This is a genomic window from Pseudomonas sp. FG86 (genome assembly GCF_057808775.1).
In genome coordinates this window covers 21,435-41,933 of sequence record NZ_JBMDIS010000020.1, presented here as the reverse complement: position 1 = coordinate 41,933, position 20,499 = coordinate 21,435, and the positions used below count along the sequence as shown (strand labels likewise).

The 20,499-nt window shown below is 58.9% G+C and carries 25 protein-coding genes and 1 tRNA gene; 19 read left to right on the top strand and 7 right to left on the bottom strand.

The window, feature by feature from the left end; all coding sequences use genetic code 11:
- Positions 1 to 23: 23 nt before the first annotated feature.
- Complete coding sequence (locus tag ACODSV_RS15240) at positions 24 to 329, top strand: YkgJ family cysteine cluster protein (RefSeq protein ID WP_024073305.1); 306 nt, start codon at positions 24 to 26, stop codon at positions 327 to 329.
- A gap of 247 nt (positions 330 to 576) precedes the next feature.
- Here ACODSV_RS15240 and ACODSV_RS15235 read toward each other — a convergent pair whose 3' ends face one another.
- From ACODSV_RS15235 to hemA, 6 genes are all read right to left on the bottom strand, one after another.
- Positions 577 to 1,095 carry an acyloxyacyl hydrolase gene (locus ACODSV_RS15235; RefSeq protein WP_024073304.1) on the bottom strand — a complete coding sequence of 173 codons (519 nt, stop codon included), beginning with the start codon at positions 1,093 to 1,095 and terminating at the stop codon, positions 577 to 579.
- Between the two features lie 111 nt (positions 1,096 to 1,206).
- Complete coding sequence (gene murI / locus ACODSV_RS15230; protein ID WP_024073303.1) at positions 1,207 to 2,001, bottom strand: glutamate racemase; 795 nt, start codon at positions 1,999 to 2,001, stop codon at positions 1,207 to 1,209.
- A complete protein-coding gene (locus tag ACODSV_RS15225) occupies positions 1,994 to 2,749 on the bottom strand; it encodes a molybdopterin-synthase adenylyltransferase MoeB (protein WP_024073302.1) in 756 nt (251 codons plus the stop codon). Before ACODSV_RS15225 ends, murI begins: the two co-directional genes overlap by 8 nt.
- On the bottom strand, positions 2,743 to 3,573 hold the full coding sequence (prmC, locus tag ACODSV_RS15220; RefSeq protein WP_024073301.1) for a peptide chain release factor N(5)-glutamine methyltransferase: 831 nt from the start codon (positions 3,571 to 3,573) through the stop codon (positions 2,743 to 2,745). Before prmC ends, ACODSV_RS15225 begins: the two co-directional genes overlap by 7 nt.
- A complete protein-coding gene (gene prfA / locus ACODSV_RS15215; protein WP_024073300.1) occupies positions 3,574 to 4,656 on the bottom strand; it encodes a peptide chain release factor 1 in 1,083 nt (360 codons plus the stop codon). It abuts the gene before it with no gap.
- A complete protein-coding gene (gene hemA, locus ACODSV_RS15210) occupies positions 4,653 to 5,942 on the bottom strand; it encodes a glutamyl-tRNA reductase (RefSeq protein WP_024073299.1) in 1,290 nt (429 codons plus the stop codon). Before hemA ends, prfA begins: the two co-directional genes overlap by 4 nt.
- 228 nt (positions 5,943 to 6,170) lie before the next feature.
- Between hemA and ACODSV_RS15205 the strand changes: the two genes are divergently transcribed.
- The 16 genes from ACODSV_RS15205 to ACODSV_RS15130 all read left to right on the top strand — a co-directional run bounded on the left by ACODSV_RS15205 (position 6,171) and on the right by ACODSV_RS15130 (position 17,733).
- Positions 6,171 to 7,895, top strand: coding sequence for a tetratricopeptide repeat protein (locus ACODSV_RS15205; protein ID WP_150054909.1), 1,725 nt, complete (start codon positions 6,171 to 6,173; stop codon positions 7,893 to 7,895).
- A gap of 4 nt (positions 7,896 to 7,899) precedes the next feature.
- Positions 7,900 to 8,517: a lipoprotein insertase outer membrane protein LolB gene (gene lolB / locus ACODSV_RS15200; RefSeq protein ID WP_024073297.1), complete on the top strand. Its 618-nt coding sequence runs from the start codon at positions 7,900 to 7,902 to the stop codon at positions 8,515 to 8,517.
- A gap of 49 nt (positions 8,518 to 8,566) precedes the next feature.
- Complete coding sequence (gene ispE, locus ACODSV_RS15195) at positions 8,567 to 9,370, top strand: 4-(cytidine 5'-diphospho)-2-C-methyl-D-erythritol kinase (RefSeq protein ID WP_206379620.1); 804 nt, start codon at positions 8,567 to 8,569, stop codon at positions 9,368 to 9,370.
- A gap of 37 nt (positions 9,371 to 9,407) precedes the next feature.
- A tRNA-Gln gene (locus tag ACODSV_RS15190) sits at positions 9,408 to 9,482 on the top strand.
- A gap of 46 nt (positions 9,483 to 9,528) precedes the next feature.
- Entirely contained in the window at positions 9,529 to 10,470 is a 942-nt protein-coding gene (locus tag ACODSV_RS15185; protein ID WP_003208392.1) for a ribose-phosphate pyrophosphokinase, read from the top strand.
- 138 nt (positions 10,471 to 10,608) lie between these two features.
- Positions 10,609 to 11,208, top strand: a complete 600-nt coding sequence (locus ACODSV_RS15180) for a 50S ribosomal protein L25/general stress protein Ctc (RefSeq protein WP_024073295.1) — start codon at positions 10,609 to 10,611, stop codon at positions 11,206 to 11,208.
- A 168-nt stretch (positions 11,209 to 11,376) separates the two neighbouring features.
- On the top strand, positions 11,377 to 11,961 hold the full coding sequence (gene pth, locus ACODSV_RS15175; RefSeq protein ID WP_010213318.1) for an aminoacyl-tRNA hydrolase: 585 nt from the start codon (positions 11,377 to 11,379) through the stop codon (positions 11,959 to 11,961).
- 21 nt (positions 11,962 to 11,982) lie between these two features.
- Entirely contained in the window at positions 11,983 to 13,083 is a 1,101-nt protein-coding gene (gene ychF / locus ACODSV_RS15170) for a redox-regulated ATPase YchF (RefSeq protein ID WP_024073294.1), read from the top strand.
- A gap of 364 nt (positions 13,084 to 13,447) precedes the next feature.
- Positions 13,448 to 14,371, top strand: coding sequence for a sigma 54-interacting transcriptional regulator (locus ACODSV_RS15165; protein ID WP_150054908.1), 924 nt, complete (start codon positions 13,448 to 13,450; stop codon positions 14,369 to 14,371).
- An 85-nt stretch (positions 14,372 to 14,456) separates the two neighbouring features.
- A complete protein-coding gene (locus tag ACODSV_RS15160) occupies positions 14,457 to 14,663 on the top strand; it encodes a hypothetical protein (RefSeq protein ID WP_150054907.1) in 207 nt (68 codons plus the stop codon).
- Between the two features lie 172 nt (positions 14,664 to 14,835).
- A complete protein-coding gene (locus ACODSV_RS15155) occupies positions 14,836 to 15,000 on the top strand; it encodes a hypothetical protein (protein ID WP_190300957.1) in 165 nt (54 codons plus the stop codon).
- An 88-nt stretch (positions 15,001 to 15,088) separates the two neighbouring features.
- Positions 15,089 to 15,454, top strand: coding sequence for a hypothetical protein (locus tag ACODSV_RS15150; protein WP_024073291.1), 366 nt, complete (start codon positions 15,089 to 15,091; stop codon positions 15,452 to 15,454).
- 4 nt (positions 15,455 to 15,458) lie between these two features.
- A complete protein-coding gene (gene sctJ, locus ACODSV_RS15145; protein WP_024073290.1) occupies positions 15,459 to 16,244 on the top strand; it encodes a type III secretion system inner membrane ring lipoprotein SctJ in 786 nt (261 codons plus the stop codon).
- A gap of 115 nt (positions 16,245 to 16,359) precedes the next feature.
- On the top strand, positions 16,360 to 16,818 hold the full coding sequence (locus ACODSV_RS15140; RefSeq protein WP_190300956.1) for a type III secretion protein: 459 nt from the start codon (positions 16,360 to 16,362) through the stop codon (positions 16,816 to 16,818).
- Positions 16,796 to 17,386 carry a type III secretion system stator protein SctL gene (sctL, locus tag ACODSV_RS15135; protein WP_069075219.1) on the top strand — a complete coding sequence of 197 codons (591 nt, stop codon included), beginning with the start codon at positions 16,796 to 16,798 and terminating at the stop codon, positions 17,384 to 17,386. The genes ACODSV_RS15140 and sctL overlap by 23 nt, the downstream gene beginning before the upstream one ends.
- A gap of 110 nt (positions 17,387 to 17,496) precedes the next feature.
- Positions 17,497 to 17,733: a hypothetical protein gene (locus ACODSV_RS15130; RefSeq protein ID WP_150054905.1), complete on the top strand. Its 237-nt coding sequence runs from the start codon at positions 17,497 to 17,499 to the stop codon at positions 17,731 to 17,733.
- On the opposite strand, the gene ACODSV_RS15125 is transcribed toward ACODSV_RS15130, so the two are convergent.
- A complete protein-coding gene (locus tag ACODSV_RS15125; RefSeq protein WP_024073286.1) occupies positions 17,717 to 17,860 on the bottom strand; it encodes a hypothetical protein in 144 nt (47 codons plus the stop codon). The genes ACODSV_RS15130 and ACODSV_RS15125 overlap by 17 nt on opposite strands.
- Before the next feature lie 282 nt (positions 17,861 to 18,142).
- On the opposite strand from ACODSV_RS15125, the gene sctC reads away from it, so the two are divergent.
- A complete protein-coding gene (sctC, locus tag ACODSV_RS15120; protein ID WP_150054904.1) occupies positions 18,143 to 20,296 on the top strand; it encodes a type III secretion system outer membrane ring subunit SctC in 2,154 nt (717 codons plus the stop codon).
- Positions 20,293 to 20,496, top strand: coding sequence for an HrpT family type III secretion system protein (gene hrpT / locus ACODSV_RS15115; protein WP_150054903.1), 204 nt, complete (start codon positions 20,293 to 20,295; stop codon positions 20,494 to 20,496). The genes sctC and hrpT overlap by 4 nt, the downstream gene beginning before the upstream one ends.
- Positions 20,497 to 20,499 lie beyond the last annotated feature (3 nt).

Here is a 20,499-nt window from a genome sequence, read left to right as displayed (position 1 = left end):
CACTTGCCTTACACTGCGCGCCTATGACCAACATCCCGCATACCCAAATCGCCGAACCCACCGTGACGTGTTCAACGTGCGCGGCCTGCTGCTGTCAGCTGGAGGTCATGCTGATCACCGACACCGGCGTACCGCAGCGCTATATCGATACCGATGACTGGGGCGGCGAGGTGATGCTGCGCCTGGATGATGGCTGGTGCGCGGCGCTGGATCGGGACACGATGATGTGCACGATTTACGAGCGTCGGCCGCTGATTTGCCGGGAGTTCGAGATGGGTGCGCCGGAGTGCCTGGTCGAGCGTGAAGGGATTACGACGGCGTATCGCTGATCCCAAGCCGAAGAAACGCTCAATATGGGAGGGGGCTTCCCCTAATACCTGCCAGTTAAGCGTACATCGCCCTCTGTAGGAGCTTGCTCGCGAAGAACGTCAACGATAACGCGTGTGTCCTGAATGAACGCAGCGCCTGTGAGTTTTTTCGCGAGCAAGAACTAGGCGTCCCCCTCGCTCCTACAAAAAGCCTTAACGGACTGGCATCAGGGCTTGCCCCTCCCACAGGTTTTGCAGGGTTCTGAAATTACAGCGGCATCGTGTAGTGCAGCGAGTAGCTTTCTACGCCGTCGTTGTGGTTGCTGATCCCGGCATTGGAATAGTGAGTGGCACGAATGCCCACCTCATGCCCGCCGGTAAAGCGCAAGCCAAAGCCCAGACGGTCTTCGAACTGGAAGGCCTGGCCAATGTTGTTGTCTTCCAGGCGTGTGCGGGAGAATACCGCCACCCCGATCCCGGCCTCGACGTAGGGTTTTACCGACTGCCCGGCGAATTCATACACAAACACTGGCGAGAACGACAGGCTGCTCGCACCTGCACGCTCATCACCTTCCCAGTAGGTATAAGCGCCGCTCCAGTAGCCGGTCAGGCGACCCACATCGCTCTGCATCCAGCTCTTGTCCCAATTCGACGTCAGCCCCAATCGATAGGTCAGCGTCGAATCACTGGTGGCCCCCAGGCCAAACTCAAGGCCGGCGGCCTGCGCCGAAAAAGAGTGTCCCACCACTACGGCCGCAATCGCAGCCAAACAGAACAAGCGCTTCATAAGAAACATCCTTTCCGAACGAAGTTATAGGGTTTTGTACAGGCTAACGGGCAATAGAAGCTGACGCGTAGCCAGAAGTTCAGCTTCTAATCGCGATTTTTAACGAAATTTTCACGAACCGAAGCTTCGCACAACTCCAGGATGTTTCCAAAGTGTTGGTAGGATATTTCTGAGGTGATACACATCACCACTGGTCCAGAACTGTGCCGGCTGCGCCGGATCAGTGGCCAGCAGGTCGCGCTCGCCGAGCAGGCGCTTGAGTTGGCGCGCGACGGCAGCACCGGTGTCGATGAGAATGATGCTCGCGGGAAGCATCTGCGCCAGGAGCGGCTTGAGGAAGGGGTAATGGGTGCAGCCCAGGATGATGGTGTCACAGCCGGCACTGAGCAGCGGGTCGATGTAGACCTGCAACAGCTGACGCAGGGCCGGGCTGCTCAAGTCACCGCTTTCAATCAGTTCCACCAGGCCCGGGCAAGGCTGGGTGATCACCCGCACATCGGTGGCGAACCGGTCGAGCAAGGCCGCGAACTTGGCGCTTTGCAGGGTACCGGTCGTGGCCAGCACGCCGACCACCCCACTGCGAGTGGCGGCAGCGGCGGGTTTGACGGCGGGCTCCATGCCCACCAGCGGCCAGTCGGGGTAATCCAGGCGTAAATCGGCGACAGCGGCAACGGTGGCGGTATTGCAGGCAATCACGAACGCCTTGGCGCCCTGCTCACGGAAAAAACCCGCCACTTGCCGGGAACGCTCAAGAATGAAAGCCGGGCTTTTCTCACCGTAGGGGATGTACCCACAGTCGGCCACGTACAGCAGCGACTCATGGGGCAATAGCTGCTGAATCTCCTCCAGCACCGTCAACCCGCCGATGCCGGAGTCGAACACACCAATTGGCGCGTCCTTAACCATGCTGCGTCCCACAGACGCTGCAACCGGGGTCGCGCTTGACGCGTAACTCACGGAACCGCGTGGTCAAGGCATCGATCAGTAACAGGCGCCCCACCAATGGCTCGCCGAACCCGGCCAGCAGTTTCAAGGCTTCCAGGGCCTGCAGGCTGCCGACCAGGCCCACCAGCGGGCCAACCACGCCGGCCTCGCTGCAGGTCAATTCAGTGTCGCTGCCGTGCCCATATAAACAGTGGTAGCAGGGGCTCTCGGCGCGGCGCGGGTCGAACACCGACAATTGCCCCTCAAGGCGAATCGCCGCCCCGCTGACCAGTGGCTTGCCGGCGGCGACGCACGCAGCGTTGACCGCTTCACGGGTGGAAAAGTTATCGCTGCAATCGAGCACCACATCCACACCCGTCACCGCCGCCGACAGAGAGTCGGCATCCAGCGCAGTGCGATGGGCCAGCAATGTGACTTCAGGGTTGATCGCCGTCAGGCGGCGCATGGCCGAGTCGACCTTGCTCAAGCCAACGCTGTCGGTGTCATGGATGATCTGGCGTTGCAGGTTGGTCAGGTCGACCGTGTCAAAGTCCGCCAGATGCAGTTCACCCACACCGGCAGCGGCCAGGTACAGCGCAACCGGAGCGCCGAGACCACCGAGGCCAACGATAAGCGCGCGGCTGTTTTTCAGACGCAACTGACCGTCGATGTCGACAGCCTGCAACAGAATCTGTCGGCTATAGCGCAACAGCTCCTGATCGCTCAGCATGGACGGCGTCCCAGGCTGATACGTTCGTGGCCACCGAGGTCGACACGACTGTGGACATCCTCAAACCCTTCGCCCAACAACAGGTCACGTACGGCCGGGGCCTGATCGTAGCCGTGTTCGAGCAACAGCCAACCACCCGCCGCCAGATGGGCCGGGGCTTGGGTGATGATCAGGCGCAGGTCGTCCAGGCCATCATGGCCCGCGACCAAGGCACTGGCGGGCTCGAAGCGCACATCGCCCGCGACCAGGTGCGGGTCGTTGTCGGCGATATACGGCGGGTTGCTGATGATCAAGTCGTAGGTATGGCCTTGCAGGGCGCTGAACCAATGGCTGTTCAATACCGTAGCGTTCGTCAGCTGCAGGCGCTGGCGATTGCGCTCGGCCAGGGCCACCGCTTCGAGCACGCGGTCAACGGCGGTGACGTCCCAGGCCGGGCGCTCGCTGGCCAGGGCCAGGGCGATGGCCCCGCTGCCGGTGCCCAGGTCGAGAACCTTGGCAGGGCTCGTCGGCAGCAGCTCCAGGGCGGCCTCCACCAGCAGCTCGGTCTCCGGGCGCGGGATCAGGGTATGAGGCGCAACCTCCAGGTCGAGTTTCCAGAAGCCTTGCTGGCCGAGGATATAGGCCACCGGTTCACCGGCGCGGCGACGCCGCAGGTAGTCGGCAAAGATCAATGCGTGCTCGCTGCTGACGATCTTCTCCGGCCAGGTATGCAAATAACTGCGCGGCTTACCCAGGGCAGCCGACAGCAACAGTTCCACATCCAGGCGCGCGGTGGGCGAGTCGGGCAGTTCTGCGGCACGCAGGAGGCTGGCAATGATGGTCATTTATTCACCTATGGCCGCCAACTGGTCGGCCTGGAATTCGGCAAGCAACGGCTCGATCACCGCGTCGACACCACCGGCGAGGATTTCATCCAGCGAGTAAAGCGTGAGGTTGACCCGGTGGTCGGTCACCCGGCCCTGGGCAAAGTTATAGGTGCGGATACGCTCGGACCGGTCCCCCGACCCCACCAGCAACTTGCGCTCGCTGGCAATCGCGTTGGCAGCGGCGCTGGTCTGCTGGTCATTGAGCTTGGCTGACAGCCAGGACATGGCCCGCGCACGGTTCTTGTGCTGGGAACGCTCTTCCTGGCACTCCACCACGATGCCCGACGGCAAGTGGGTGATACGGATCGCCGAGTCGGTCTTGTTCACGTGCTGGCCGCCGGCACCCGACGAGCGGTAGGTGTCGACCCGCAGGTCGGCTGGGTTGATCTCGATGGCTTCCTGTTCGTCCGGCTCTGGCAACACAGCGACGGTGCACGCCGACGTGTGGATACGGCCTTGGGATTCAGTCGCTGGAACCCGCTGCACACGGTGCGCACCGGATTCGAACTTGAGCTTGCCGTAAACGTTGTCGCCTTCGACCCGGGCGATGACTTCTTTATAGCCGCCGTGCTCGCCTTCGTTCTCGGAGAGGATCTCGACGCGCCAGCCGCGACGCTCGGCGTAGCGCGAATACATGCGAAACAGGTCGCCGGAGAAGATCGCCGCTTCGTCACCACCGGTGCCGGCGCGGATTTCCAGGAACACGTTACGCCCGTCGTTAGGGTCCTTGGGCAGCAGCATGCGTTGCAGGTTGCCTTCCAGCTCGGCGAGTTTTTCCTTGGCTTCACGGACTTCTTCCACGGCCATTTCGCGCATGTCCGGGTCGCTGTCCTTGAGCAGCGCCTGGGCGCCTTCGAGGTCGGCCTGCACTTTCAGCAGGTTTTTATAGGTAGCCACAATGGGCTCAACTTCCGCGTATTCCTTGGAATAGGTGCGGAACTTGGTCTGATCGGAGATGACCTCGCCATCGCCGAGCAAGGCGGTCAGTTCTTCGAAACGGTCCTGGAGCACGTCCAGTTTATTGAGCAGTGACGCTTTCATTGCGGTTTTTTATCCGAAGAGCTATCTGACGCGCCCTCACCGAGGGCAAAGAGTTCCTGGGCCATGGCCAGCGCATCGAGGCGGCCTTCGGCAGTCAATTTCTTAAGCTGTACGCTCGGCGCGTGGAGCAGCTTGTTGGTCAGGCCACGGGCCAGTTGCATCAGCACGTCTTCGGCGCTGCTGCCATTGGCCAATAAACGCTGGGCCTTGGTCAATTCTTCATCACGCAGGCGCTCGCCTTGCTGACGATACGCCTTGAGCACATCCACCGCCGCCAGTTCACGCAGGCGCACCATGAAGTCTTCGGCACCGACGCTGACCATTTCCTCGGCCGCCTGGGCAGCGCCCTGGCGACTCTTGAGGTTTTCGGCAACCACTTCGTGCAGGTCGTCAACGCTGTAGAGGTAAACGTCGTCCAACTCGCCGACTTCGGGTTCGATATCCCGGGGCACGGCGATATCCACCATGAAGATCGGCTTGTGCTTGCGCAGCTTCAACGCGCTCTCGACCGCGCCTTTGCCGAGGATCGGCAATTGGCTGGCGGTGGAGCTGATGACGATATCACTGCGCACCAGCTCGGCCGGGATATCCGACAACAACACGGCATGGGCGCCAAACTGCTCGGCGAGGATGCTCGCGCGCTCCAGGGTGCGGTTGGCGACCACGATACGCTTCACACCCAGGTCGTGCAGATGGCGGGCGACCAGGGTGATGGTCTCGCCGGCGCCAATCAGCAGGGCCTGGCTGCGCTGCAAGTCGCTGAAAATCTGTTTGGCCAGGCTGACGGCGGCAAAAGCCACGGACACCGGGTTTTCACCGATGGCGGTGTCGGTGCGCACCTGCTTGGCGGAATTGAAGGTGGCCTGGAACAGGCGCCCCAGCAACGGCCCCACGGTGCCGGCCTCACGGGCCACGGCGTAGGCGGATTTCATCTGGCCGAGGATCTGCGGCTCGCCCAACACCAGCGAATCGAGGCCGGAAGCGACGCGCATCATGTGACGAACTGCCGCATCGTCTTCATGCACATACGCGCTGGCGCGCAGGTCATTGAAGTCCAAATGGTGGTAATCGGCCAGCCAACGCAGCACGACATCCGCGCTGAGATGTTCCTGCTCTATATAAAGCTCACTGCGATTGCAGGTCGAAAGGATCGCAGCTTCGCGGCTGTCGGTGAGACGGCAGAGCTGCTGCAACGCCTCAACCAGCTGCTCTGGCGTAAACGCCACGCGCTCGCGCACGTCTACAGAGGCAGTCTTGTGGTTAATACCGAGTGCGAGGAAGGCCATTCAATATCGCTGATGATGTCGGGAAGCCGGCAATTGTCCTACTTCGAAAGATTCAGAACAACCACCGTCGTCTATTGTCCCTATACCTTGTGCCTATAAATACGTCACTGCGGGAGCGAGGCCGCTCCTACAGGGACAGCAATACACGCATTAAGAGCGCCCCGGTTATGTTTGGCCGAAGGCTTGTGTCATGATGATCCGACCGCAGGTTAGTCGTCCTCTTCCTATATGAATAGATCCTCCGCGTTGCTCCTTGCTTTTGTCTTCCTCAGCGGCTGCCAGGCCATGGCACCCGTGTCGCCGGACGGTACACCGCCGGTGGAGGACAGCACCCCCGCCCCTGAAAAGCCCAAGGTTTATTCCTCGTTCAGTGAAGAAACGGTGTACAGCCTGCTGACCGCAGAACTGGCCGGCCAGCGCAATCGTTTCGATATTGCACTGGATAACTACGTGACCCAGGCCATCAACACCCAGGACCCAGGGATCTCCGAGCGCGCGTTTCGCATCGCCGAGTACCTGGGGGCAGACCAGGCGGCGCTGGACACCTCACTGATCTGGGCGAAAAACGCACCGGACGACCTGGAAGCCCAGCGGGCGGCGGCCATTCAATTGGCGCGCGCGGGGCGCTATGACGATTCCATGGTCTATATGGAAAAAGTCTTGCAGGGCAAGGGCGACACCCATTTCGACTTCCTGGCGCTGTCGGCAGCCGACACCGATCAGGACACGCGCAACGGGTTGATGAAGAGTTTCGACCGCCTCCTGCAAAAACACCCGAAGAACAGCCAACTGGTGTTCGGCAAAGCCTTGCTGCTGCAACAGGACAACGAGCCCGAAGCAGCCCTGACACTGCTGGAGAAGAACCCGCCGGAAGACGGCGAGATCGCCCCGATCCTGCTGCGCGCACGTTTGCTGCAGAACCTCAATCGCGGCAAGGAAGCGATTCCGCTGCTGGAAAAAAGCATCAAGAAGTACCCGGAAGACAAACGCCTGCGCCTGACTTACGCGCGCACGCTGGTCGAGCAGGACCGTATGGAGGACGCCAAGGTGCAGTTCGCCAACCTGGTCCAGCAATACCCGGACGACGACGAACTGCGCTATTCCCTGGCACTGGTGTGCCTGGAAGCCAAGGCCTGGGATGAGGCCAAGGGCTACCTGGAAGACCTGATTGCCCGCGAAAGCCATGTGGACTCGGCGCACCTGAACCTGGGCCGCATCGCTGAAGAGCGCAACGACCCGCAGGCCGCCTTGCTCGAATACGCCCAGGTCGGCCCCGGCAACGATTACCTGCCCGCGCAATTGCGCCAGGCCGATATCCTGATGAGCAACGGGCGCGCGGATGAGGCGGAAAAACGCCTCGCGGCTGCCCGCGAGGCCGAACCGGACTACGCGATCCAGCTGTACCTGATCCAGGCCGAGACACTGTCGGCCAACAATCAGGGCGAGCGCGCCTGGAAGGTGTTGCAACAAGCCTTGCTGCAATACCCGGACGACCTGAACCTGCTGTACACGCGCGCCATGCAGGCGGAAAAACGCGATGACCTGGCGCAGATGGAAAAAGACCTGCGCCTGATCATCAAGCGCGACCCGGACAACGCCATGGCCCTGAACGCCCTGGGCTACACCTTGTCCGACCGCACCACACGCTACGCCGAAGCCAAGGTGCTGATCGAACAAGCCCACAAGCTGAACCCGGAAGACCCGGCCGTGCTCGACAGCCTGGGCTGGGTGAACTACCGCCTGGGCAACCTGGACGAAGCCGAGCGCCTGCTGCGCCAGGCACTGGAACGCTTCCCCGACCAGGAAGTCGCCGCACACCTGGGTGAAGTGCTGTGGGCCAATGGCAAGCAGCGCGAAGCTCGACAAATCTGGGCAAAGTTCCTCAAGGAACAACCCGAAAGCGCCATTCTGCGCGGCACCATCAAACGCCTGACCGGATCCGAGACCCTTTAAGCTTATGTTCTTGCGCCACGTTATCGTTTTCAGCTTCATCGCCCTGCTCGCCGGTTGCGCAGGCTTCGGCGCCCGTGAATCCGTTGAGGGCCAGGGCAACCCGGCGCAATGGAAGCAACACAAGGATCAGCTCAGCAGCATCGATGGCTGGCAGATCGAAGGCAAGGTCGGGGTGCGGGCACCGAAAGATTCGGGCAGCGGTACCCTGTTCTGGCTGCAACGCCAGGACTACTACGATATTCGCCTATCCGGCCCGCTGGGGCGTGGCGCGGCCCGCCTGACGGGTCGACCGGGGCAAGTCAGCCTCGAAGTGGCCAACCAGGGCCGTTATGAAGCGACTTCGCCGGAAGATCTGCTGGAACAACAGATCGGTTGGAAGCTGCCCGTCTCGCACTTGGTGTGGTGGGTACGCGGCTTGCCGGCACCCGACAGCAAGAGCCGCCTGAGCCTTGATGGCGACAGCCGCCTGGGCACCCTGGAACAGGATGGCTGGCACGTCGAATATTTGAGCTACGTGCAACAGAACGGCTACTGGCTGCCAGAGCGCATCAAGCTGCACGGCCCCGACCTTGACGTCACGCTGGTGATCAAGGACTGGCAACCGCGCAAACTGGGGCAATAACGTGACAGCACAGAAACTGACCCTGCCCTCCCCGGCCAAACTCAACCTGATGCTGCACATCCTCGGTCGCCGTGAAGATGGCTATCACGAGTTGCAGACGCTGTTTCAATTTCTCGACTACGGCGACGAACTGACCTTCGCCTTGCGCGACGACGGCGTGATTCATCTGCATACCGAATTCGAAGGCGTGCCTCACGACAGCAACCTGATCGTGAAGGCGGCGAAAAAACTTCAGGAACAATCTGGCTGCGCCCTCGGCATCGATATCTGGATCGACAAGATCCTGCCCATGGGTGGCGGCATCGGTGGCGGCAGCTCGAATGCGGCGACCACACTGCTGGGTTTGAATCACCTGTGGCAGCTGGGCTGGGACCTCGATCGCCTGGCTGCGCTGGGCCTGACACTGGGCGCCGACGTCCCGGTTTTCGTGCGCGGGCACGCCGCTTTTGCCGAGGGCGTGGGGGAGAAACTCACCCCCGAATACCCCGAAGAGCCGTGGTACGTCGTGCTTGTCCCGCAAGTATCTGTAAGTACAGCAGAAATTTTTTCAGATCCACTGTTGACACGTAACTCTCCTCCCATTAAAGTGCGCCCCGTTCCCAAGGGAAACAGTCGAAATGACTGCTTACCGGTTGTAGCAAGGCGTTATCCAGAGGTACGTAACGCTTTGAATTTGTTAGGTAAATTTACCGAAGCAAAATTAACCGGCACTGGAAGTTGTGTGTTTGGGGGCTTCCCAAGCAAAGCTGAAGCTGATAAAGTCTCGGCCCTTCTTACAGAGACCCTTACAGGGTTTGTAGCAAAGGGAAGCAACGTTTCGATGTTGCATCGCAAGCTGCAAAGTCTGCTCTAAAAGGAATCGAGTACTGGGTACTCGTTGCAACAGATACAGGGGCGTCGCCAAGCGGTAAGGCAGCAGGTTTTGATCCTGCCATGCGTTGGTTCGAATCCAGCCGCCCCTGCCATTTTCCTATACTCATCCAGGTTACCCTCAGCCTCTAGGTACTGCGCGTGTCCAAGATGATGGTCTTTACGGGGAACGCCAACCCCGATCTGGCTCGACGTGTCGTACGTCAGCTGCATATCCCTCTCGGTGACATCTCTGTCGGTAAGTTTTCCGACGGCGAAATTACCGCCGAGATCAATGAAAACGTTCGCGGTAAAGACGTCTTCATTATTCAGCCGACTTGCGCTCCGACCAACGATAACCTGATGGAACTCGTCGTGATGGCTGATGCCTTCCGCCGCTCCTCAGCGACTCGAATCACAGCTGTAATCCCTTACTTTGGTTATGCCCGTCAGGATCGCCGTCCGCGTTCCGCACGTGTGGCTATCAGCGCGAAAGTCGTGGCTGACATGCTCACCGTGGTAGGTATCGACCGTGTCCTCACGGTTGACCTACACGCTGACCAAATCCAGGGGTTCTTCGATATCCCGGTAGATAACATCTACGGCTCCCCAGTATTGGTGGATGACATCGAAGACCAGCGCTTTGAAAACCTGATGATCGTGTCCCCGGACATTGGTGGCGTCGTGCGTGCACGGGCTGTTGCCAAATCCCTGGGCGTGGACCTCGGGATCATCGACAAACGCCGCGAGAAAGCCAATCACTCTGAAGTGATGCATATCATCGGTGATGTCGAAGGGCGTACCTGTATTCTGGTCGATGACATGGTCGACACCGCCGGCACCCTGTGCCACGCGGCCAAAGCCTTGAAAGAGCACGGTGCGGCTAAAGTCTTCGCCTACTGCACACACCCTGTGCTGTCGGGCCGAGCGATCGAGAACATCGAAAACTCAATGCTGGACGAACTGGTGGTGACCAACACCATCCCGTTGTCCGCAGCTGCTCAAGCCTGTTCGCGTATCCGTCAACTGGATATCGCACCGGTAGTTGCCGAGGCGGTTCGCCGTATCAGCAACGAAGAATCGATCAGCGCGATGTTCCGTTAAGGGTCAAACCAACGGAACACCTCACTGACGAAAAGCGCCCCGCCCCAGCATACTGTTGGGGCGGGGCTTTTTTGCCCATATCGCCTTTAGCGCTGGTCGCAAACGCTGGGGCGAATGTGGTTATTTTGGAGATACAACATGAACGATTTTACCCTGAATGCTGAAGTGCGTTCCGACCTGGGGAAAGGTGCGAGCCGCCGCCTGCGTCGTCTCGCAAGCCTGGTTCCAGCTGTCGTCTACGGTGGCGAAAAAGCCCCTGAGTCCATCAGCATGCTGGCCAAAGAAATTGCCAAACTGCTGGAAAACGATGCGGCCTACAGCCACATCATCGAGCTGAACGTTGGTGGCACCAAGCAGAACGTCATCATCAAGGCCCTGCAACGTCACCCAGCTAAAGGTCACGTGCTGCACGCTGACTTCGTACGCGTCGTAGCCGGCCAGAAACTGACCGCTATCGTGCCTGTACACTTTGTTGGTGAAGACGCTCCGGTCAAGAAAGGCGGCGAAGTTTCGCACGTTGTTGCCGAGATCGAAGTGACCTGCCTGCCGAAAGACCTGCCTGAGTTCATCGAAGTCGACCTGTCGGCTCTGGAAATCGGCGACATCATTCACCTGTCCGACCTCAAAGCCCCTAAAGGCGTTGAGTTTGTTGCACTGGCTCACGGTGATGACAAAGCTGTTGCAAACGTTCACGCTCCACGCGTTGCACCAGAAGCTGAAGAAGGCGCTGCAGAGTAATTCACTCTGTATTGCCGGAGCTTGAGGAAACATCGCGGACCGAAACGTAGCGAGAAAGCGGGCGATAACGCGGCGTTTACTCTTGAGTAAATGATCTTTTGTTGTCCACTTTCGCCGCACACCGGTTGCGGCGATGTTATCCACAACTCCAAAGGAAGGGCCCCTGTCGTGACTGCCATTAAACTGATCGTTGGCCTGGGAAATCCAGGCGCCGAATACGAACAGACCCGGCATAACGCGGGGGCCCTTTTTGTTGAGCGTATCGCCCACGCCCAAGGTGTAAACCTGGTGGCCGATCGCAAATATTTCGGCCTGACCGGACGCTTCTCGCATCAGGGTCAGGATGTTCGTCTGCTGATTCCCACCACCTACATGAACCGCAGCGGCCAGGCTGTCGCGGCGCTTGCGGGCTTCTTCCGGATCAAACCCGAGGAAATCCTGGTGGCCCATGACGAACTGGACCTGCCACCCGGCGTTGCCAAACTCAAACTGGGCGGCGGGCATGGCGGGCACAATGGCCTGCGCGACATCATCGCGCAGTTGGGCAATCAGAATAATTTTTACCGTCTGCGGCTCGGCATTGGCCACCCAGGCGTTGCCAGTATGGTTTCAAATTTCGTCCTGGGTCGTGCGCCACGCGCCGAACAGGAAAAACTCGATGCCAGCATCGATTTTGCCCTCGGCGTGCTGCCGGATATCTTCGCCGGTGAATGGAACCGCGCGATGAAAAACCTGCACAGCCAGAAGGCCTGACTCTTACCGAGGGGAAACACCATGGGATTCAATTGCGGCATCGTCGGCCTGCCCAACGTCGGCAAATCCACCTTGTTCAACGCTTTGACCAAGTCCGGTATTGCGGCGGAGAACTTCCCCTTCTGCACCATCGAACCCAACAGCGGTATCGTACCGATGCCCGATCCGCGCCTGGAAGCACTGGCGCTCATCGTCAATCCCAAGCGCATCCTGCCGACCACCATGGAATTCGTCGACATCGCCGGCCTGGTGGCCGGTGCGTCGAAAGGTGAAGGCCTGGGTAACAAGTTCCTGGCCAACATCCGTGAAACCGATGCCATCGCCCACGTGGTCCGCTGCTTTGAAGACGAGAACGTGATTCACGTCTCCAACAGCGTCGACCCGAAACGCGACATCGAGATCATCGACCTGGAACTGATCTTCGCCGACCTCGACAGCTGCGAGAAGCAATTGCAGAAAGTCGCGCGCAACGCCAAGGGCGGCGACAAGGACGCAGTGGTCCAGAAAGGCCTGCTGGAGCAGCTGATCGCACACTTCACCCTGGGCAAGCCGGCACGCAGCTTGATGAAGAGCATGGGCGCTGACGAGAAGGCCGTGGTCAAGGGCTTCCACCTGCTGACCACCAAGCCGGTGATGTACATCGCCAACGTCGCCGAAGATGGCTTCGAAAACAACCCGCTGCTCGACGTGGTCAAGGCCATTGCCGACGAAGAAGGCGCGATCGTGGTGCCGGTATGCAACAAGATCGAAGCGGAAATCGCCGAGCTCGATGACGGCGAAGAGAAGGACATGTTCCTCGAGGCCCTGGGCCTGGAAGAGCCTGGCCTCAACCGCGTGATCCGTGCCGGTTACGAAATGCTCAACCTGCAGACCTACTTCACTGCCGGTGTCGAAGAAGTCCGCGCCTGGACCGTCAAAGTGGGTGCTACCGCACCACAGGCTGCCGGCGTGATCCACACCGACTTCGAAAAGGGCTTTATCCGCGCCGAAGTGATTGCCTACAACGACTTCATCCAGTTCAAGGGGGAAGCCGGTGCCAAGGAAGCCGGTAAGTGGCGTTTGGAAGGTAAGGAATACATCGTTAAAGATGGCGATGTAATGCACTTCCGTTTCAACGTGTAAGCGTTACCGCTTCAATAAAAAGCCGATGCACTGCATCGGCTTTTTTGTGGGCGTTCTATTTGTCACCCCGGCCTTCCCCTGCATCTTTAACAAAGATATCGTCAGTGGCCAATTTCCAGCCTGCCCTCAAAAAAATGCACACTTTAAAACCATTCAAAGCATATTTAAGATTTCTCTTACACCACAATTCCCGCCTGCTCCAAATAGAATTCGCACATTAAAAATCTTCTACATCTCACATTCCAAAAAGGCTAACTCAGTTCGAAAACACGATGACAATGCTGCTGTTTTCCGGTTTACTTGCGAGCGCCCACCGCCAACTTAAACTTCAACAAAGCGACAACTGCATTGGAGCACTCGCACTATGTCGGCCCTCAATCAGTATGAACTTATGACTGATATACCTTTCACCGACTGCCCCATCATCGAAACCACCATCAACAATACCGCCCCTCTTAACATCGACATTTTGCTTCTTGGAGAAACCGGCACTGGCAAGGACACCCTGGCACAACGCATTCACTGTTTATCGCGGCGCAAGGGTAACTTCGTCGCGGTCAATTGTGCTGCCATCCCGGAAACCCTTGCCGAAAGCCAACTATTCGGGGTCAACAGCGGCGCCTATACCGGCGCATTGCAATCCCGCGCCGGCTTTGTAGAAGCCGCCCACTTGGGCACCTTGTATCTGGATGAGATCGATAGCATGCCACTCTCGTTACAGGCCAAGCTGTTACGGGTACTGGAATCTCGTGGCGTCGAGCGCCTTGGATCGACCCGATCCATCCAGGTCGATATGCGCGTCATTGCCTCGGCCCAGCACGCATTGCATGAAATGGTGGAGCAAGGCACCTTCAGACGTGACCTGTATTTCCGTCTGAATGTCGTCAACATCCACCTGCCCCCACTGCGTGACAGACGTGAACACATCATCCCCTTGTTCATGGACATGATCGAGCAGGAGGCCGACTACTTTAAGTGTTCCGCAACACCTCCACCCCCCGCGTTGTTGCAACAGTTACTGTGCCACCCGTGGCTGGGTAACGTGCGTGAGTTGCGCTCGACCGCCAAGCGATTCGTATTGGGCCTGCCCCCGCTCTCCTCCTCGTTGGCCAATCGACAGAGCACGCCAATAAACCTGAAGGCAAGGTTGCAGCAAATTGAAAAAGCCTTGATAGAGGAATCGTTGCGCCGTCACGCACGCAGTGTCGACAACGTTGCAGCAGAACTCGGTGTCGCCAAACGCACGCTCTACTACCGGATGAAGCAACTCGAAATATCACTGGCGTAGGGTGCCTGGAACGAGGCAGAAGGCATTTCCCACATACGTGTGAGCCTCTAGAGCGCCTTAACTCACACCACAACAGGAAAACTTCATGTGCTTAACCCTGATCAGCAACTTTATGAGTTTAATCACCAACATCAAACGCCCCCCGGAAAACGATGCCCCTCCTGACAATGCAAAGTGCTGCAACAAACCACCAGAGCGCCCTTGCTACGAAACAAACAATAACAAAAAGCATATTGAATATGAATCCATCGACATCGCATTAACACTTGATCGCTCATCGCGAAGCGCATAAACCCCGGCCTCACAAGAAACAATTAAAAACAAATAACTTATTTATATACCGGAACGTTCTTCTTGTCGCTGACCACCTAACCAATGAGCAACTGCACTGTTGCTCAGCACACTAAAGACAGCGAACAAGCGTTGTCGACACTTCAATCCAGACATATACGAAGGTAACTCTTATGTCCTCAATACCTACCGGTGGAGTGAGCGCTGGCGCTCAAGCACAACTGGACCGAATCAACGCCGACAAAGAAAAGAAAGTTGTCGAAGAGGCTGCAAAAACCGCTGAGCAAGAACTGACTACAGCAAAAGCGGGCCGCGTAAAATCGTTGAGATTCGCCTAAGTAAGAACCGACCTCCTTTGCCCATCCGGCAGAGGAGGTCTCCACTGCCCAACAGATGCAACAATCGACGCGCTCGCTGGAGGTTCATATGTACACCAACAACGCAGGGGGCCCGGGAAACGGGAACACCATCACTCAGGCTGAAACGCCGGCTGCGCTCGACGGGACGTCCGACAGCAATTTTTTCACCGCGCAACTGAACCTCTCCGAGCGGCCAGGCAAAGGTACCGCGCCCACGGGTATGGGCCTCCCCTTGACCTTGGGGCCTGCTGAGTCTGCGACGTTATCGAAACGAGTGTCCAAGGGGTTTCGGGACATGAGCCTGAACAAGAAAACCAAGGACGCACATGAGTTCGCCCAGTCGCTTTCCGAATCGCACGTTAACGTGGTGGCAGGCGTCAAGGTACTCGGCGCAATCGTAAAAGGCGTCGATAAAGTCGCCAGCATGGGGTAGGTGTATGTCCCGCCGTCTAACCACTACGTTGTTTTTTTCATCGGTGTTGCTGCTAGCGGGCTGCGGTGAAAGCGTAGAGCTTCATCGCCAATTATCCGAGCAGGAAGCCAACGAAGTCATTGCGGAGTTGGCAGACAAACAGATCCGTGCCCAGAAAGTCCCGGCAAAAGACGGAGTCATCGTTCGTGTCAGGGCAAATGACATCAGCCGAGCGGTCCGCACGCTTGAAGCCGTTGGCCTGCCTAAAGTGACCCGCTCGACATTGGGGGATATCTTTCGCAAGGAAGGTGTCATCTCCACCCCGTTGGAAGAGCGCGCCCGCTACATCTATGCGCTGTCCCAGGAGCTGGAGGCGACCTTATCGAACATAGACGGTGTCATCGTTGCGCGCGTCCATGTGGTGCTGCCGGAGCGGGTGGCGCCCGGCGAACCGGTGCAACCGGCATCCGCCTCCGTTTTCATCAAGCATGACCCTCGGCTGGACCCCGACAATATTCGCCCCAGGGTACGCAGGATGGTGGCCAGCAGCATCCCCGGCATGACGTCAGCCATCGACAATACGCAAAAACTGACCGTCGTTTTCGTACCGGCGGCAGCCTATCAGGAGCAGCAACAGCTGACCTATCTCGGCCCCTTCCTGGTGCCGGAACAAGACCTCGGGTTCTGGCGTACCAGCGTTACCGCCCCTCTTGTCGCCCTGGTACTGGCAGGCGCTGGATGGGTGATCTGGCGGCGCAGGACAATGCATGCTCCCACCTCAAAACCGGCAATCGATCACGCCCATGAGTGAGGATCTGGCCTGGGTACGATGGTGGGCTTCGCCTTGGAAACATGCCCACCCGGATTGGCGTACTCATGCGGGCGTTGAACAAACAGAGGCGCTTTCACGCAGTCATCATGGCAGGATGAGCCTCCTGTTCGACATCGAACCCGAGCTCCCCCCTCCCCCTTCGCCCGCCTTGCTGCAACTGGTCCTCGCCAGCGCCCCCCAACGAGACCTCGTCTTGGTGTTGGTCAATGAGGTCTACAACGCGCCCAACGACAGCCGCTTGAACCAGGAGCAACTTCTCTGGTGCCAGCGCCTGGCCAAGGCACTGGCACCCGACCCGACACAGATGAACATCGAAGACCCTTTGCACTACCTGCGGGCATGGGTGGCCCCCGCCATCTGGCGACGATTGCGCTTGAGCTTCGCCCGCCCACGGGTACTTGAAGTCGAGCGGCAGCCCAAGCTGATGGATAGTCAAGGCCGGTTGGACACCCTGTGGCAAGCCGCTCTCTGGCGCGCCACCTCTGCTCCCTTCGATGATGCCCCGCACGCCCCACGCGAGAACTCCCGCCATGTTTTGCGCCCACACGATTGAGCTGCACACCCTCACGCCCAACCTGCCCACGGCGCTGATTCCCAGAGAAATGCTGGCTGACTATGCGCAGGCCCGTCAATTGATCGAACAGGCAGAAGCCCACGCACAGGCACTCACCTGCCAAGCACAGGCAGAGTGCGAAAAAATACTGGAAAGCGCTGGACATGAGTTCTGGCAGCGCGCCAACGCCCAACTGCATCGTTGGGAATCGGAACGCCAGGCGATGTACGAAAAGCTGGAGCAGGTCGCGACGTCAGTCATAAACACAGCGATCCGAAGTTTCCTGGAAGAAACCCTACCCGCTCAACGCCTCACCGCGCTGCTCAACAAGCTGCTGGACGCCCAGTTGCCGCCGATCAAGGCGAGCTTGCTGTGCAATCCACTGGACCGCGAGCCTGTCGAACAGTGGCTCAGCCGCCATTGCGGTGTGCCTTGGACGCTTCGAGTCGAAAGCACGCTCGCCGCCCAATCGCTGGTCCTGGAAACAGAAGACGGTGGGTTTCACATCAATTGGACCGATACCCTGGACAACCTGGTGACGCCCTCCACCAAGGCCAATATCAAGTAACGATACGACTTGGCGAGGGCGGGTTGTTTTTTAAAACAAATAAATCGGTGGATGGAACTTGTCACAAATCGGCTGCCACTCAGGGGTAGCCCCAACGAGGAGAAACCCCGATGACGTTTGATGACCGTTTACTCATAAGGCACTACCGGCAGCAGGCCCAGGCCGAAAAGCAGCTCAGTCAAATCAGCGCCGATGTTGATAACAGCGAAGGCGGTGAAGAGGCTCAACGGCTTTTTGAACAGATGATCGAGGTGAAGTCGAACCTGGTGTCCAGTTTTGCCACAAGCTCAGGCTATCTCAGCTACAAGCACGACACGATAAAAGCCGTCATCAATGGTATCCAGTAGTTGCCAGCAAAAACTGGCTGACTGTTTGGCTGGCCGCGAACAGCATGTGCTGCTGTTTGAACAGGACGATGAAGTCAGCGTGCAATGCTCTGAACACCGCGTACTTCTGGGCGTTCAACTGACGCATTCACGCCTCGAACATTACTCGTTGCAGTCTTGGCATCGTCTCGGTCAGTCCAGTCTCGCGCATTTCCAGGGCGCCCTGGCCCTGGCTCCCGCAACCGGCCACCTCTGGCTGCTGCAAGGCCTGCCTCGGGATTGCAGTCAGGAGCACCTGTTGAAATCCCTTGAAGCGCTTTTCAACCAACGCGACACCTGGCGCAGCGTAGTCGCGCGCCTGGCAAGGCCTGGCCCCCCGTCCAGGTCCCTTTCGCTACGTAAGTTGCCGTACTGAAACCGAGAACCTGCCATGCCTAACAAGATCCACAAGCACCCCCGCTTGCGCTCATGCTCGCCCGTTGCAGCCGTAAAACCCACTCAGTGGCGTTGCCTGCTGGCCCTGCCCTTCTTGCTGGCGCCGCTGCACAGCAGCCTTGCCGCCATCCCCCCAGAGTGGAAAAACACCGCCTACGCCTACGAGGCCGAGCACAAACCCTTGCGCGAAGTACTCGATGATTTCGCCCAGACGTTTGGCACGCAATTGCAGATCGAAGGCCTGCTGGAAGGCAACGTCAACGGCAAGATTCGCGCGAATACCCCGCAGTCACTGCTCGACCGCCTGGGGACTGAACACCGCTTCCAGTGGTACTTGTACAACAACACCCTCTACATCAGCACCCTGGACCAGCAGGAGTCCGCGCGCCTGGAAGTGTCGAGCGAAACCGTGGCCGACCTGAAGCAGGCACTCACCGATATCGGCCTTCTCGATAGCCGTTTCGGCTGGGGCGAATTGCCCGAGGACGGCGTGGTGCTGGTGTCCGGCCCCAAGCGCTACATAGAACAGATCAAACAATTCAGCAGCCAGCGCCGTTCTACCGACGAAAAACAGAGCGTGCTGACCTACCCGCTGAAATTCGCCAATGCGGCAGACCGCCAGATCGATTATCGCGGCGAGAAAATGCTCATCCCCGGTATTGCCAGCATGCTGCAGGGTTTGCTTGAACCTCGCTCCCCCTCAGCTGCCGCGCAGGTTACCCAGCGCCCCTCAGCCGCGTCAGGCGCCCCTGTAATATCGCCCCTGGCCCAGGGCTTTCCTCGGCTCGGCAACCCTCTATTGGGCCAGATGCTCGCCCCACCGACGAGCCAGGCGACCGCCGACTCGGGCATGTCCCTGACCCCACGCGCACGGGTCTCGCCCGGGCGAATTCGCGTCGAAGCCGATGTGCGCAACAACGCCGTGATGATCTACGACTTGCCGGAACGCCACGCGATGTACCGCGACCTGATCACCCAGTTGGACGTCGCGCGCAAGTTGGTGGAAATCGACGCGATCATCCTCGACATCGAACGCACGCAGATGCGTGAGCTCGGCGTGAACTGGGGGTTTCGCAATGGCAATTTCCAGGGCGGCGTGAACAACATCGCCCCAGGCACCTCGTCGCAATTGGCGATCAATAACCGGGATGGATTCTTTGCCGCTGTCAGGGCCCTGGAGCGGCGTGGCCTGGCGACCCTGGTGTCGAACCCATCTGTATTGACCCTGGAAAACCAACCGGCAGTGATCGACTTCAACCGTACGCAGTACCTCACGGCCGGCTCCGAAGTGGCAACCATCCTGCCGATCACCGTGGGAACCAGCTTCCAGGTGGTCCCACGGGTAATCACTTCGCGCGGGAGCCATCAGATCCACTTGGCGGTCGATATCGAAGACGGCAATTTCGACGAATCCAACCCCAACCGCATCGGGCCCGATGTGCGCAAGGGTGCGGTCAGCACCCAAGCGGTCATGGCCGAAAAACGCTCGCTGGTGGTGGGCGGCTTCCACGTCACGGATAACACTGACCAGCTCAACAAGATTCCCCTGCTGGGTGATATCCCGTTGCTGGGCAAGGCGCTGTTTTCGTCCACTGAACGCAAAAACAATCGACGCGAGCGCCTGTTCATCATCACGCCCAGGGTCATTGGCGACCAGGCCGACCCTTCGCGCTACTTGCCCCAGGCCGATCAGTTGGAACTGCAAACAGCCCTCAAACCACTGGCACGACGCATGACGCCCCACGCACCGGAAATCAAGCGCAACGACTTGATCCATGCCATGGCCACACTCGTCACCGGGCAAGTCCCCAACGCCTTCAAGGCGACCCCGATGCCACTGGGCCTGGATACCTTGTGCACCACCCGTGACCTGCTCGCACTCAATACCGAACGCAGCCAATGGTATGTCGGCCCGCAATTCAACGTCGCCGTCGTGGTACTGCGCAACCAGTACGACCGCCATGTGCGCATCGATGAGAAAGAGTGCAGCAATTCGCAGACCCTGGCAGTGACCGCCTGGCCGCGTGCCTGGCTCAAACCGGGTGAAGAAGCGGAAGTGTTCATCGCCATGCGCCCTGTGGTGAAAGACGAACACATTGGCGTTTCTCGCCCCTCGTTGATCGCACCTAACGGAAAGAAACCAGAATGACTCGCCGACTCTCCAGCTTTACATTGATCAGCCTGGTGCTGTTTGTCGCCGGTTGCACACCCACCTGCCGGGGTGACTCATGCTCACGTCCACAATCGAGCGCCGACAAGATGGTGATCTGGTGGCCGGAACACATGCGTGTGCAACCCGGCCCCTCCGGGGAACGTTCGGATCACCAGACGGTTTCGCTGGAACGATGACCC

What these genes read in the sequence shown, in the direction of transcription:
- ACODSV_RS15150 (WP_024073291.1), top strand. Translation starts at nt 15,089, where the DNA reads ATGTACACCAACAACGCAGGGGGCCCGGGAAACGGGAACACCATCACT.
- ACODSV_RS15205 (WP_150054909.1), top strand. Translation starts at nt 6,171, where the DNA reads ATGAATAGATCCTCCGCGTTGCTCCTTGCTTTTGTCTTCCTCAGCGGC.
- ACODSV_RS15155 (WP_190300957.1), top strand. Translation starts at nt 14,836, where the DNA reads ATGTCCTCAATACCTACCGGTGGAGTGAGCGCTGGCGCTCAAGCACAA.
- ACODSV_RS15240 (WP_024073305.1), top strand. Translation starts at nt 24, where the DNA reads ATGACCAACATCCCGCATACCCAAATCGCCGAACCCACCGTGACGTGT.
- ACODSV_RS15140 (WP_190300956.1), top strand. Translation starts at nt 16,360, where the DNA reads ATGAGCCTCCTGTTCGACATCGAACCCGAGCTCCCCCCTCCCCCTTCG.
- ispE (WP_206379620.1), top strand. Translation starts at nt 8,567, where the DNA reads ATGCTGCACATCCTCGGTCGCCGTGAAGATGGCTATCACGAGTTGCAG.
- ACODSV_RS15125 (WP_024073286.1), bottom strand. Translation starts at nt 17,860, where the DNA reads ATGCGTCAGTTGAACGCCCAGAAGTACGCGGTGTTCAGAGCATTGCAC.
- ACODSV_RS15235 (WP_024073304.1), bottom strand. Translation starts at nt 1,095, where the DNA reads ATGAAGCGCTTGTTCTGTTTGGCTGCGATTGCGGCCGTAGTGGTGGGA.
- murI (WP_024073303.1), bottom strand. Translation starts at nt 2,001, where the DNA reads ATGGTTAAGGACGCGCCAATTGGTGTGTTCGACTCCGGCATCGGCGGG.
- prmC (WP_024073301.1), bottom strand. Translation starts at nt 3,573, where the DNA reads ATGACCATCATTGCCAGCCTCCTGCGTGCCGCAGAACTGCCCGACTCG.
- ACODSV_RS15160 (WP_150054907.1), top strand. Translation starts at nt 14,457, where the DNA reads ATGTGCTTAACCCTGATCAGCAACTTTATGAGTTTAATCACCAACATC.
- hrpT (WP_150054903.1), top strand. Translation starts at nt 20,293, where the DNA reads ATGACTCGCCGACTCTCCAGCTTTACATTGATCAGCCTGGTGCTGTTT.
- ACODSV_RS15130 (WP_150054905.1), top strand. Translation starts at nt 17,497, where the DNA reads ATGACGTTTGATGACCGTTTACTCATAAGGCACTACCGGCAGCAGGCC.
- sctC (WP_150054904.1), top strand. Translation starts at nt 18,143, where the DNA reads ATGCCTAACAAGATCCACAAGCACCCCCGCTTGCGCTCATGCTCGCCC.
- hemA (WP_024073299.1), bottom strand. Translation starts at nt 5,942, where the DNA reads ATGGCCTTCCTCGCACTCGGTATTAACCACAAGACTGCCTCTGTAGAC.
- ychF (WP_024073294.1), top strand. Translation starts at nt 11,983, where the DNA reads ATGGGATTCAATTGCGGCATCGTCGGCCTGCCCAACGTCGGCAAATCC.
- sctL (WP_069075219.1), top strand. Translation starts at nt 16,796, where the DNA reads ATGTTTTGCGCCCACACGATTGAGCTGCACACCCTCACGCCCAACCTG.
- ACODSV_RS15225 (WP_024073302.1), bottom strand. Translation starts at nt 2,749, where the DNA reads ATGCTGAGCGATCAGGAGCTGTTGCGCTATAGCCGACAGATTCTGTTG.
- lolB (WP_024073297.1), top strand. Translation starts at nt 7,900, where the DNA reads ATGTTCTTGCGCCACGTTATCGTTTTCAGCTTCATCGCCCTGCTCGCC.
- prfA (WP_024073300.1), bottom strand. Translation starts at nt 4,656, where the DNA reads ATGAAAGCGTCACTGCTCAATAAACTGGACGTGCTCCAGGACCGTTTC.
- ACODSV_RS15180 (WP_024073295.1), top strand. Translation starts at nt 10,609, where the DNA reads ATGAACGATTTTACCCTGAATGCTGAAGTGCGTTCCGACCTGGGGAAA.
- ACODSV_RS15165 (WP_150054908.1), top strand. Translation starts at nt 13,448, where the DNA reads ATGTCGGCCCTCAATCAGTATGAACTTATGACTGATATACCTTTCACC.
- sctJ (WP_024073290.1), top strand. Translation starts at nt 15,459, where the DNA reads ATGTCCCGCCGTCTAACCACTACGTTGTTTTTTTCATCGGTGTTGCTG.